The organism is Pseudomonas savastanoi, from assembly GCF_020917325.1.
GTDB lineage: Bacteria > Pseudomonadota > Gammaproteobacteria > Pseudomonadales > Pseudomonadaceae > Aquipseudomonas > Aquipseudomonas amygdali.
This window is the reverse complement of sequence record NZ_CP076652.1, coordinates 557,066-569,333: the sequence shown is the minus strand read 5'-3', so window position 1 is coordinate 569,333 and position 12,268 is coordinate 557,066. Positions and strand designations below refer to the sequence as shown.

The 12,268-nt window shown below is 58.0% G+C and carries 10 protein-coding genes; 6 read left to right on the top strand and 4 right to left on the bottom strand.

Annotation, left to right across the window (positions count from 1 at the left end; genetic code table 11):
• Nucleotides 1-43: 43 nt before the first annotated feature.
• The 3 genes from dbpA (at nucleotide 44) to yccS (ending at nucleotide 5,113) form a co-directional block, all read left to right on the top strand.
• Nucleotides 44-1,423 (top strand): ATP-dependent RNA helicase DbpA, encoded by a 1,380-nt coding sequence (gene dbpA / locus KP808_RS02540; RefSeq protein WP_004654486.1) that lies wholly within the window; start codon nucleotides 44-46, stop codon nucleotides 1,421-1,423.
• Between the two features lie 176 nt (nucleotides 1,424-1,599).
• Entirely contained in the window at nucleotides 1,600-2,778 is a 1,179-nt protein-coding gene (locus tag KP808_RS02535; protein WP_230017388.1) for a BaiN/RdsA family NAD(P)/FAD-dependent oxidoreductase, read from the top strand.
• 136 nt (nucleotides 2,779-2,914) lie between these two features.
• Nucleotides 2,915-5,113 carry a YccS family putative transporter gene (yccS, locus tag KP808_RS02530; protein ID WP_058407717.1) on the top strand — a complete coding sequence of 733 codons (2,199 nt, stop codon included), beginning with the start codon at nucleotides 2,915-2,917 and terminating at the stop codon, nucleotides 5,111-5,113.
• Here yccS and KP808_RS02525 read toward each other — a convergent pair.
• Entirely contained in the window at nucleotides 5,076-5,831 is a 756-nt protein-coding gene (locus KP808_RS02525; RefSeq protein WP_058399867.1) for a substrate-binding periplasmic protein, read from the bottom strand. The genes yccS and KP808_RS02525 overlap by 38 nt on opposite strands.
• A gap of 227 nt (nucleotides 5,832-6,058) precedes the next feature.
• Here KP808_RS02525 and KP808_RS02520 point away from each other — a divergent pair, with 227 nt between their 5' ends.
• Nucleotides 6,059-6,517, top strand: coding sequence for a GNAT family N-acetyltransferase (locus KP808_RS02520; RefSeq protein WP_002551760.1), 459 nt, complete (start codon nucleotides 6,059-6,061; stop codon nucleotides 6,515-6,517).
• A 61-nt stretch (nucleotides 6,518-6,578) separates the two neighbouring features.
• Entirely contained in the window at nucleotides 6,579-6,875 is a 297-nt protein-coding gene (locus tag KP808_RS02515) for a winged helix-turn-helix domain-containing protein (protein WP_002551759.1), read from the top strand.
• A gap of 14 nt (nucleotides 6,876-6,889) precedes the next feature.
• On the opposite strand, the gene KP808_RS02510 is transcribed toward KP808_RS02515, so the two are convergent.
• A complete protein-coding gene (locus KP808_RS02510) occupies nucleotides 6,890-7,414 on the bottom strand; it encodes a M48 metallopeptidase family protein (protein ID WP_058399866.1) in 525 nt (174 codons plus the stop codon).
• Nucleotides 7,415-7,447: 33 nt separating this feature from the next.
• Nucleotides 7,448-9,586 (bottom strand): two-component system response regulator, encoded by a 2,139-nt coding sequence (locus KP808_RS02505; RefSeq protein ID WP_058399865.1) that lies wholly within the window; start codon nucleotides 9,584-9,586, stop codon nucleotides 7,448-7,450.
• Between the two features lie 314 nt (nucleotides 9,587-9,900).
• On the opposite strand from KP808_RS02505, the gene KP808_RS02500 reads away from it, so the two are divergent.
• The gene (locus KP808_RS02500) at nucleotides 9,901-10,572 is read left to right on the top strand and encodes a polysaccharide lyase family 7 protein (RefSeq protein WP_058407720.1); all 672 of its coding nucleotides are present in this window, start codon (nucleotides 9,901-9,903) and stop codon (nucleotides 10,570-10,572) included.
• 96 nt (nucleotides 10,573-10,668) lie between these two features.
• Here the strand turns inward: KP808_RS02500 and putP are convergent, their stop codons facing one another.
• Nucleotides 10,669-12,156 (bottom strand): sodium/proline symporter PutP, encoded by a 1,488-nt coding sequence (gene putP, locus KP808_RS02495; RefSeq protein ID WP_058407721.1) that lies wholly within the window; start codon nucleotides 12,154-12,156, stop codon nucleotides 10,669-10,671.
• Between the last annotated feature and the right edge of the window lie 112 nt (nucleotides 12,157-12,268).

Here is a 12,268-nt window from a genome sequence, read left to right as displayed (position 1 = left end):
GGTGATACACTACGCGACATTTTTGTTTTGCAGGTCCACCGTCGTGACTAACACCGCTTTCAATTCTCTGCCTCTGTCCGCTGCCATGCTGGCTAACCTGGAGTCGCTTGGTTATGCCGAAATGACACCGATTCAGGCGCAGAGCCTGCCGGTGATCCTCAAGGGCATGGACCTGATCGCGCAAGCCAAGACCGGCAGCGGCAAGACCGCTGCCTTCGGTATCGGCCTGCTCAACCCGATCAACCCGCGCTTCTTCGGCTGCCAGGCACTGGTCATGTGCCCGACCCGCGAACTGGCGGATCAGGTGGCCAAGGAAATCCGCCGTCTGGCGCGCTCGGAAGACAACATCAAGGTCCTGACCCTGTGTGGCGGCGTTTCATTCGGCCCGCAGATCGGCTCGCTGGAGCACGGCGCGCACATCATCGTCGGTACGCCTGGGCGTATTCAGCAGCATTTGCGCAAGGGCTCGCTGGTACTCGACGGTCTGAACACGCTGATCCTCGATGAAGCCGACCGCATGCTGGACATGGGCTTCTACGACGCCATCGCCGACATCATCGAGCAGACCCCGCAGCGCCGTCAGACCCTGCTGTTCTCCGCGACCTACCCGGTTGGCATCAAGCAACTGTCATCGAAATTCATGCGCGACCCTCAGACCGTAAAAGTCGAAGCGCTGCACGCCGACAGCCAGATCGAGCAGATTTTCTATGAAATCTCTCCGGAGCAGCGTCTGGAAGCGGTGGTCAAGGTACTCGGTCATTTCCGTCCGGCGTCCTGTGTGGCGTTCTGTTTCACCAAGCAGCAGGTTCAGGAAGTGGTCGACCACCTGACCGCCAAAGGCATGTCTGCCGTCGGCCTGCATGGCGATCTGGAACAGCGTGACCGTGATCAGGTGCTGGCGATGTTCGCCAACCGTAGTACCTCGGTACTGGTCGCCACCGACGTGGCGGCACGCGGCCTGGACATCGACGCACTGGACATGGTGATCAACGTCGAGCTGGCGCGAGATTCGGAAATCCACATTCACCGCGTAGGCCGTACCGGTCGCGCAGGCGAAAAAGGCATCGCGGTCAGCCTTGTGGCACCGTCGGAAAGCCAGCGCGCCCGCGCTATCGAAGAATTGCAGAAAGCCCCGTTGAACTGGCAGCAGTACGATCAGCTAAGTATCAAGGAAGGCGGCAAGCTGCTGCCGACCATGACGACGCTGTGCATCGGTTCGGGTCGCAAGGACAAACTGCGCCCGGGCGACATTCTTGGAGCGCTGACCGGCGAAGCGGGTATTGCGGGCACTCAGGTGGGCAAGATCGCGATCTTCGATTTCCAGGCGTACGTCGCCGTCGAACGCAGCATGGCCAAACAGGCGCTGGAGCGTCTGAACAACGGCAAGATCAAAGGCAAGTCACTGCGCGTGCGAATTCTCTGAAATAGTCGTTAGCTGGATTATCGTCCCCACGCTCCGCGTGGGGACGCAGTTCTGGACGCTCTGCGTCCGATTTTGAATAGGTGGTGCGGCGCAGGTATGTGACGCAGAGCGTCACGAGAGGCATTCCCACGCGGAGCATGGGAACGATCGTGACCTACATATCGAGGAAACACGCTGTGCCCGTTACCGACGTTGTAATCATTGGCGCTGGCGCCGCTGGTCTGATGTGCGCGTTTACCGCTGCCGCTCGCGGGCGCAGGGTGATATTAATCGATCACGCCAACAAACCCGGCAAGAAGATCCTCATGTCCGGTGGCGGGCGCTGCAACTTCACCAACATGTACACCGAGCCGGCCAACTTCCTGTCGCAGAACCCGCACTTCTGCAAATCGGCCCTGGCGCGCTACACCCAGTGGGATTTCATCGCGATGGTCGCCAAACATGGCGTGCCTTATCACGAGAAGAAGCTCGGTCAGCTGTTCTGTGACAACAAGTCCAGCGACATTCTGGAAATGCTTCTGGAGGAATGTCGACAGGCCGGTGTCAGCCTGCACATGGATACCTCCGTGCAGCAGATCGAAAAGACCGAATCCGGCTACAGCCTGCAAACCACGCTGGGCACGTTGAGCTGCGAGGCGCTGGTCATCGCCACGGGCGGGCTGTCTATTCCGACGCTGGGCGCAACCGGTTTCGGCTATCAGGTCGGCAAGCAGTTCGGCCACACGCTGCTGCCCACCCGCGCAGGCCTGGTGCCGTTCACCATCACCGATCAGCTCAAGGAGCTGTGCACAGAGCTTTCAGGCACATCGGTGGATTGCCTGGTCAGTTGCAATGACACCAGCTTCCGCGAAAACATCCTGTTCACGCATCGCGGCCTCAGTGGTCCGGCGATCCTGCAGATCTCTTCGTTCTGGCAGCCCGGTGACACCGTGGAAATCAACCTGCTGCCCGATCACGATGTGCCCACCTGGCTCAGTCAGCAACAGGCCGAGCGTCCCAACAGTGAGTTGAAAACCCTGCTGGGCGAGATTTTCACCAAGAAGATGGCCAATCTGATCGCCGAACACTGGTTCGTGTCCAAACCCATGAAGCAGTACACCCATGCCGAACTGGCCGACATCGCCGAAAAGCTGGCGAGCTGGCAGGTGGTCCCGGCAGGCACCGAGGGTTATCGCACCGCTGAAGTGACGCTGGGCGGTATTGATACCCGTGAAGTGTCGTCCAAGACCATGGAGTCACTGAAATCCCCCGGCCTCTATTTCGTCGGCGAAGTGCTCGATGTGAGCGGTCATCTGGGCGGCTTCAACTTTCAGTGGGCGTGGGCATCGGCGTACGCAGCGGCGCAGTACGTGTGACGTAGTGCGCGTGGCGTAACATCACGACACTGCAAACCGGTATAAATTTTGCCAGGCGGATGTACAGCCAGTCATTTGGTCTGTACATATCCTCCTGCAGAATTGATCAATTGCGAACAGGGCCGTCAGCTTACCCATGGCATCGAAATCTCTCCGTCATACATTCCGTCGATTGTGGGCGCTGGATAAATTCAGCTATAGCGTTCGAGTCTTTATCGCACTGACCGGCAGCATGGCGCTGTGCTGGTACCAAAACGAGATGGCCTTGCTGATCCCGCTGTTTCTGGGGATTATTGCCTGCGCACTGGCGGAGACTGACGATAGCTGGCAAGGCCGGCTCAATGCTCTGGCCGTGACGCTGGTGTGCTTCAGTGTCGCCGCACTCGCCGTAGAACTGCTGTTCCCCTACCCCTGGCTGTTTGTCTGCTCACTGGCGCTGGCCAGCTTCTGCCTGACCATGCTCGGCGCGCTGGGCGAACGCTATGGTGCGATTGCCTATGGCACGCTGATTCTCTCGGTCTACACCATGATCGGCGTCGATCAGCGCGGCGGCGAGGTGCTGGACTTCTGGCATGAGCCGATGCTGCTGGTGGCGGGTGCGGCCTGGTACGGCCTGCTGTCGGTGCTGTGGCAGATGCTGTTTTCCAACCAGCCGGTGCAACAGGCGCTGGCCCGACTGTTCCGTGAGCTGGGGCAGTACCTGAAACTCAAGTCGACGCTGTTTGAGCCGATCCGCACGCTCAATGTGGAGGCCCGCCGCCTGGAACTGGCGCAGCAGAACGGCAAAGTGGTCGCCGCACTGAACTCCACCAAGGAAATCATCCTGCACCGTGTCGGCAGCGGCCGCCCCGGTTCGAAAGTCAGCCGCTACCTGAAGCTGTACTTCATCGCCCAGGACATCCACGAGCGCGCCAGCTCGTCGCACTACCCCTACAACTCGCTGGCCGACGCCTTTTTCCACAGCGATGTGCTGTTCCGCTGCCAGCGCCTGCTGCGTCAACAGGGCGTTGCCTGTCAGGCCCTGTCGGAATCCATCCAGTTGCGTCAGCCGTTCGTATACGACCCAAGCTTTGCAGAAGCCATGGAAGACCTGCACGCCTCCCTGGAACACCTGCGCATCCAGAGCAATCCTGCATGGCGCGGCCTGTTACGTTCGCTGCGCGCGCTGGCTGCCAACCTCGGCACGCTGGATCGCCTGATCAGCGACGCCAGCAACCCGGATGCCGTGGCCGATGCCACCGACAGCAGCCTGCTGGACCGCTCACCACGCAACCTCAAGGATGTCTGGACCCGCCTGCGCCTGCAGATGACCCCGACCTCGCTGCTGTTCCGCCACGCCCTGCGCCTGCCGCTGGCGCTGACCATCGGTTATGCGATGGTGCACCTGATTCACCCGTCACAGGGCTACTGGATCATCCTGACCACGGTATTTGTCTGCCAGCCGAGCTATGGCGCCACCCGGCGTAAACTCGGCCAGCGAATCATTGGCACGGCAATAGGTCTGACGGTCGGCTGGGTACTGTTCGATCTGGTTACCAGTCCGATTCTGCAATCGATGTGCGCGGTGTTGGCCGGTGTGGTGTTCTTCGTCAATCGCACCACGCGCTACACCCTGTCGACCGCCGCCATCACGGTCATGGTGCTGTTCTGTTTCAATCAGGTCGGCGACGGTTACGGGCTGTTCCTGCCCCGGCTGTTCGATACGCTGCTGGGCAGCCTGATCGCCGGGCTCGCGGTGTTCCTGTTCCTGCCGGACTGGCAAGGGCGACGCCTGAACAAGGTGCTGGCCAACACCCTGACCTGCAACAGCATTTACCTGCGCCAGATCATGCAGCAGTACGCCAAGGGCAAGAGTGACGACCTTACCTATCGACTGGCACGGCGCAACGCCCACAATGCCGACGCCGCGCTGTCGACCACACTGGCAAACATGCTTATGGAGCCCGGTCACTTCCGCAAGGAGGCCGATGTCGGCTTCCGCTTTCTGGTGCTGTCACATACGCTGCTGAGCTACCTTTCCGGCCTCGGCGCGCACCGTGATACCCAATTGCCCGGCGATGTCCGCGAACACCTGATCGATAACGTCGGCGCCACGCTGGCCGCCAGCATCGACGAAATCGCCGCAGGGCTGGCCGAGAAGAAACCGGTCGCTGTACAGAGTGACGCAGAGGAAGCACTGGCTGCGCAACTGGAACAGCTGCCGGAAGAGATGGACGAAAGCCAGCGTCTGGTACAGGCACAGCTAGCCTTGATCTGCCGCCAGCTGGCACCGCTGCGCACCCTTGCCGCACACCTGATCAAAGCTCCGGAGGCTGCTGCAGTCCATGCAGTCTGAACAGCTCGTCGTAGGTGCCGTCGGCCTTCATGGCGGCAATTTCACGATCGAAATCGGCGACGATTTTTGCGTGGTGAGGATTTTTCAGGCTGACCAGAATATGCAGACTGTTCTCGCTCAACGAGCCGGGTAGAAACTCGACACGGTCGCGAACCTCGTCGGGCTCCATCGCCAGGTTATAGCGAGCGACGTATTCGTCCTCCAGTGTCAGGTCCACACGTTCGGCAGCCAGCATGCGAACAGCTGTGGAAAAGTTTTGTACAGGGACCTTCTTGAGCAGGCTGTCGCTGTCAAACGCTGGGGAATAGGCATAACCGCGTACAACCGCAATCATGTAATTGTGCAGTTGTTCATGGCTCCGAACCTCGATAGCCGATTCCTTGCGTTTAATGAAGCGCACCCGATTGAGCAGGTATTCGGCTGAAAACTGACCAATTTTTGTGCGATCGTCGCTGAACCATGCGTTGATCAGCACATCGTGCCGCCCCTCACCCAACCCCAGCATTGCCCGCGCCCAAGGCACTTGCTCATACAGGGTGGTGTATCCGGCGCGGCGCAACGCCGTATTGACGATATCGGTCGCAAGTCCGCCGTTGAGCAGCAGCGCATCGGTAAAAGGTGGCCAGGGGTCAGCGACAAGGCGCAGTTTCTCGGCTGCACTGGCGTGCGCCATCAGCAAAAAGACCAGCAACCCAACCGCTCGAAGCCACTGCGACATACTCAGGTTCCTGAAAAGGGCGGCATTCCCGATTTAATCCTATCGGCAGCAAAACCATCACTCATGAGAGTGCCTGCAGCTTTTAATTGAAGACCTCAAGCAGTCAGTAGACAAGCCGGGAGGGGAACATGCTCAGTAAAGCTGCACGCACATCGTTGACAGCGTTTATTGGGAATGTCGGCGGATACGTTTAGACTTCGCTTCTGGTTTCCCTGCGAGTCTGCGACATGTCTATCAAATGGATCTGCAAACATCACACCGAGCTGAGCATCCAGCAGCTGTATGCCGTGCTGCAACTGCGCGCCGAGGTGTTTGTAGTCGAGCAGCAATGCGTGTATCTGGACGTGGACGGGCAGGACCTGACGGGCGATACCTGCCACCTGATGGCCTGGCAGGAAGACAAGCTGGTCGCCTATCTGCGCTTGCTGGACCCTATCCAGCAGGGCGGCGACGTCACTATCGGGCGAGTCGTGACAGCCCCTTCGATTCGCAGCCGGGGCATTGGCCATGAACTGATGGAGCAGGCCCTGGAAAATGCCGAACGCAAATGGCCTGACCAGCCCATCTATCTATCGGCACAGGCCCACCTGCAAGGCTACTACAGCCGCTACGGCTTCAACCCGGTGGGCGAGGTCTATCTGGAAGACGACATCCCCCACATCGGCATGCGCCGCGATCTGGACTAAAAGCAGTTGCACGCCTTGAGCTGCAAGCTGCACGTTGAAAGCATTGAAAAGGGATTCGTCGATGGAGGTCAGCAAGACCAAAAGCAGTTTCTATCGCCGCCTGTATGTGGCGTACCTGATTGATTCGAAGCTCGCCAGCAGCGTACCCGAACTGACAGCCGTGACCGGCATGCCACGCCGCACCGCTCAGGACACCATCAGCGCGCTCTCCGATCTGGACATCGTGTGTGAGTTCGAACAGCAGGAAGGTGCCCGCAATCACGCAGGCAATTACCGTATTCGTAATTGGGGCGCCATCGACAAAACATGGATCGCCCGCAACCTGAACAGCATCAAGGCCGTGCTCGGGTATCCCTAGCAGCAGTTGCGAGCTTAAAGCTTGCCGTTCGAAGCTTGCAGCTCGTTATAGGTCAGGTAGACGCGCAGGTCGAATTCCAGCTGGTGATACCCGGGCAGCATGTGCTCGCATAACTGGTAGAACGCCTTGTTATGGTCTGACTCGCGAAAATGTGCGAGCTCGTGAACCACGATCATCTTCAGGAATTGAGCAGGGGCTTCCTTGAACAAGGCGGCCACGCGAATCTCATTGCTTGCCTTGAGCTTGCCGCCTTGCACTCTGGATATTTTGGTGTGCAACCCAAGCGCGCGATGGGTCAGGTCCAGGCGATTATCGAACAGCACCTTCCTGATGGCCGGCGCATTGCGCAGGTGATCCTGCTTGAGCGCCAGCGCGTAGGCGTAAAGAGCCTTGTCGCTTTGTATCTGATGACGCTCCGGGTAGCGCTGCTCCAGATAGTCCGCCAGACGGTTCTGGGCAATCAACTGATGCACTTGATCCTGCAGGGCTTGCGGATAGGCCTGCAGGTATTTGAGTGGAGCATGGCTGGCGGCAGTCATGGGGCCTTTTGCATGATGACGAAAGACGCCATTCTACAACAATCCACCCGACCTCAAGCCTGCCACCTCAAAGTGCCCTGGAAAGTGCAGCGCGTCTTCGGACACCATCGGATGCGCGATCAGAAAGCCCTGCATGACCTGACAGCCATTGTCCGCCAGCCACTGGTATTGCTCGCAGGTCTCCACCCCTTCGGCAATGACCAGCATATCGAGGTTGCGACTCAGGTCGATGATGCTGCTGGCCATCGCCGCCTCGCGCCTGGACTCGACGATATTGGCGACAAAACGCCTGTCCAGCTTCAAGGTGTCGAGCTGAAGATTGCGCAAGTGCGACAGCGAGCATTCGCCAGTGCCGAAGTCGTCCAGCGCAATACGCACGCCGACGTCATGCAGTGACTTCAGCTGTTTATGGCTATGCGTAAGGTTATGCACCAGAGCGCTTTCAGTGATTTCCACCTCGATCTGTCCTGGCTTGAGCTCGAAGCGATCCATGGCACGCTTCAGCTCCGAAGCCAGGTTGGGCATGCAGAATTGCGTGGGGCTGACACAGACACTCAGCACCACATCGGCAGCAAATACCCGGCTCCACGCCTGACGCTGTTCGGCGCCCTGATCGAAAATCCAGCTGCCGAGCCGGTTGATCAGTCGGGTCTCTTCAAGCAAGGGAATGAACAGCGCAGGAGGTACCTCGCCGACCGCCGGATGCTGCCAGCGCAGCAACGCTTCGAAACCACGCAGGCGACCATCCGCGACATGGATCTGGGGCTGGTACACCACCGAGAAATCCTTGCCGTCGATGGCCGTGCGCACACTTTCCTCAAGCATCAGCCGTGAGCGGGCGCGTCCGTTCATATTCTGGTCGTAGAACCGGTATTGCTGACGCCCTGCACGCTTGGCCTCATACATGGCGATATCTGCCGCACGCAGCAAACCGTCCAGATTCGAGCCGCAGTCCGGAAAGGTCGCGATACCAACACTGGCACCCAGGGTGATTTCGACACCGTCGACCTGGCGCCTTCCCGACACCCGTTCAATGAGTTTTTCAGCGATTTTGGCCGCCTGTTCGGGGTAATCAAGCCCGTCGATCACAACCGTGAATTCGTCGCCGCCAATGCGCGCCAGAACATCATAGGGACGCATGCTGTCCTTGAACTGCTCGGCGACCCAGAGCAATACCTGATCACCGGCGTCATGACCCAGCGCATCATTGATCTGCTTGAAGCCGTCCAGGTCCATGAACAGCACAACCAGGTATTTGTCTGTCTGCTCCTTGCGCAGGAGCATGCCTTCAACGGCCTGATAAAGCCCGCGGCGATTGAGCAGGCCTGTCAACGCGTCGGTAACAGCCTGTTTTTCAAGTTGCTGATAGAGGTCACGGACTACCGACATATCCAGAACCGTCAGCACCATCGCCTTCTGCTCCGCAGGCAGCGCCGCGCAAGACAAGGCAACCGGCAACTGCGTGCCTTGTGCGGTACGCAGAATGGCATCGTGCACCCGGTAGGTGTCGGCCTTGCGATAGTGTTTGTAGAAGCCTGACTCCAGCCAGTCGCCCACTTGCGGTTCGATGATGTAATCCAGCACTTGCGTACCGCGCAGTTGATCGACCGAAGCGTTCAACAACTGGCAGATGGCGGGATTGGCAAAACTGATGGTACCCGCCTCATCAACGACCAGAATGCCTTCGGCGACGTTGGCCAGCACTGACGCGTTGAACGCACGCGCCGATTCAAGTTCCAGCGAAAGCTGCTGCAGCGCACGACGGTTACGCTGTTGCTCAAGCAGGGTCTGCACCTTGGGCTTGAGAACGTTCGGGTCGAAGGGTTTGAACAGGTAATCCGTCGCGCCGTTTGCATACCCTTTCTGCACGGCATCCTGGGTCTGCTCATTGGCCGTGAGAAAGATAATGGGCGTCAGGCGGGTGCGCTGACTGCCTCGCATCAACCGGGCAACTTCGAAGCCGTCCATGCCCGGCATCTGCACATCCAGCAGAACCAGGTCGACTTCCTGTTCAAGAAGCACCGTCAATGCTTCGATTCCTGAACTCGCAGTCACAATATGCCAATCCGTTCTTTGTAGAACAGCGCACATCGTCACCAGATTTTCCGGATAATCGTCTACAACCAGTAAAACCGAAGAGCCATCATGTGGCTGTGTTGGCACGCGTTCCATGCTGCTTCTCTGTGTGGGCATGACGCCTGAGTTTCAGGACGACCGTCATACTTTGGAATAACTCTAGCCCCGTCTCGCAAAAAGCAGAAGCAAGGCACCCCTTCCCTACCATCAAAGTTCGATCTACCCGACTAACGGTCATTCTCTGCACGCGTTGCAGGCTCTGCCCTGCAGGAAAAGTGACAGCACTTTGACGTCATTGGTTCGACAATTTTTCATTAACAAATCGCCCTACAATCCGTATAAAACGTGATCAAACCCTCTTGCTAGAGGTGCCCCCTTGGTAGAAAAAGACATGCGCGGAAGGATTAAAAATGATCGATCTTGGATCGTACCAACTCAGCATTCCAGTGGACTCACCTCCCAGGACCATTACGACCGCTCAGCTTGTGAAAGGTTATGACGGCAAATACTTCAAATCGAAATCGGACTCCATTGTGTTCTGGTCTCCGGTAACCGGGACCAAAACCGAAAACGCCAAATATTCACGCAGCGAGTTACGGGAAACATGGTCAGATGGATCACTGCACAATTGGGTATATCCCGATGCGGACAACTATCTGAACGCTAAACTGGAAGTCGATCAGGTGCCTTCTTCCGGCAAGATCGTGATCGGCCAGATACATGCCTATGAAAGCACCGAGCCTCTTCTGAAAGTCGAGTATCAATACAAGGAAGACACCAAGAGTGGAGAAATCGTTGCGAAAGTTCGCAATCGTTTCGATGACGACGAAAGCAAGGTCTATAAGATAGTCGACGGTGTGAAGCTCAATCAGACATTCAATTACGTCATTCACCTGAGCAAGGGCGGGAAATTGACTGTCAGTGTCAATGACACCGACTGGAGCAAGCGCATCAGCGAGACCTGGCGCGACAAGCCTTTGTATTTCAAGGCCGGTGTTTATACCCAAGACAATACCGGGTATACCTCCGAAGGTGGCAGGGCCACTTTTTATAATCTCGATATTGATCACAACAAGAGCTGAGCCGCGCGCAGGCCTTGAATCAAGCGCTAAAAAAACGGCCCGCACTTGCAGAAAGTGCGGGCCGCTTTTATTTCATCAGTTCATTAAGCAGCGCTATCAGCGGTTGGCTTTGAACTCCTGCTCAGCCGCCAGGAAACGTGTCTGCATGGACGCCGACGCAGGCTTGCCGATCAGGCTGAATACCACGATGGCGATGCTGGCAAGGATGAAACCCGGGATGATTTCATACAGACCAAGGGTACTGAACTGTTTCCAGAGTACGACAGTCGCCGCACCGACTATTACCCCGGCCAGCGCACCATTGCGTGTCATGCCTTTCCACAGCACAGATATCAGCACCACAGGGCCGAATGCTGCGCCGAACCCTGCCCAGGCATAGCTCACCAGCCCAAGCACGCGGTTCTCGGGGTTGGCGGCCAGCAGAATGGCAATGATCGCGATCAGCAACACCATCGCACGCCCGACCCATACCAACTCAAGCTGCGAAGCGCCCTTGCGCAGGTAAGCCTTGTAGAAGTCTTCGGTCAGCGCGCTGGAGCACACCAGCAACTGACAGCTAAGCGTACTCATCACCGCAGCCAGAATGGCCGACAGCAGCACACCGGCAACCCATGGATTGAACAGCAGCTTGGCCAGCTCGATGAACACCCGCTCGGGGTTCTCGGTCACCGGCCCGGCCACATCCGGGTGCGCGGAGAAGTAAGCGATACCGAAGAAGCCTACCGCCACAGTACCGCCCAGACACAGGATCATCCAGGCCATGGAGATGCGTCGGGCGCTGGCAATCGACTTGACCGAATCAGCCGCCATGAAGCGCGCGAGAATATGCGGTTGGCCGAAATAACCCAGACCCCAGCCAAGCAGGGAAATGATGCCGATGAAAGTCGTGTTCTTGAACATGTCGAAGCTGGTCGGATCTTTCGCTTCAATGGCCAGGAAGGTGGTATCTACCCCGCCTGTCGCCAGCAGGACGATGATCGGCGTCAGGATGAGGGCGAAGATCATCAGCGTGGCTTGTACGGTGTCGGTCCAGCTCACGGCCAGAAAACCACCGACGAAGGTGTAGGCAATGGTCGCCGCAGCGCCAGCCCACAGGGCGGTTTCGTAGGACATGCCGAAGGTGCTTTCAAACAGACGCGCGCCAGCAACGATGCCCGAGGCGCAATAGATGGTGAAGAACACCAGAATCACGATGGCCGAGATGATGCGCAGCAGGCCGCTGTTGTCTTCGAAGCGGCTGCTGAAGTAATCCGGCAGGGTCAGGGCATCACCGTTGTGCTCGGTCTGCACGCGCAGACGACCGGCCACGAACAGCCAGTTCAGGTAGGCACCGATGATCAGACCAATGGCGATCCAGCTTTCCGACAGGCCGGACATATAGATAGCCCCCGGCAACCCCATCAACAGCCAGCCGCTCATGTCCGAGGCTCCTGCTGAAAGCGCTGTTACCACGCTGCCCAGGCTGCGCCCGCCGAGGATGTAATCCGAAAGGTTGTTGGTAGAGCGATAGGCCATCAGGCCGATCAAGACCATTGCCGCTATATAGATCACAAACGTGATCAAGGTAGGGTTGCTGACACTCATGAGTTCTGCCTTGGCATTGTTTTTATGTTGGCACCCGGTGCCAAAGGGAATAGCGACCGATATTCGGCGCATCCATACTTTTGCACCCGACACCGCGTTGACTGATCGCTCC

What these genes read in the sequence shown, in the direction of transcription:
- KP808_RS02515 (WP_002551759.1), top strand. Translation starts at nt 6,579, where the DNA reads ATGGAGGTCAGCAAGACCAAAAGCAGTTTCTATCGCCGCCTGTATGTG.
- KP808_RS02510 (WP_058399866.1), bottom strand. Translation starts at nt 7,414, where the DNA reads ATGACTGCCGCCAGCCATGCTCCACTCAAATACCTGCAGGCCTATCCG.
- KP808_RS02500 (WP_058407720.1), top strand. Translation starts at nt 9,901, where the DNA reads ATGATCGATCTTGGATCGTACCAACTCAGCATTCCAGTGGACTCACCT.
- KP808_RS02520 (WP_002551760.1), top strand. Translation starts at nt 6,059, where the DNA reads ATGTCTATCAAATGGATCTGCAAACATCACACCGAGCTGAGCATCCAG.
- putP (WP_058407721.1), bottom strand. Translation starts at nt 12,156, where the DNA reads ATGAGTGTCAGCAACCCTACCTTGATCACGTTTGTGATCTATATAGCG.
- yccS (WP_058407717.1), top strand. Translation starts at nt 2,915, where the DNA reads ATGGCATCGAAATCTCTCCGTCATACATTCCGTCGATTGTGGGCGCTG.
- KP808_RS02525 (WP_058399867.1), bottom strand. Translation starts at nt 5,831, where the DNA reads ATGTCGCAGTGGCTTCGAGCGGTTGGGTTGCTGGTCTTTTTGCTGATG.
- KP808_RS02505 (WP_058399865.1), bottom strand. Translation starts at nt 9,586, where the DNA reads ATGGAACGCGTGCCAACACAGCCACATGATGGCTCTTCGGTTTTACTG.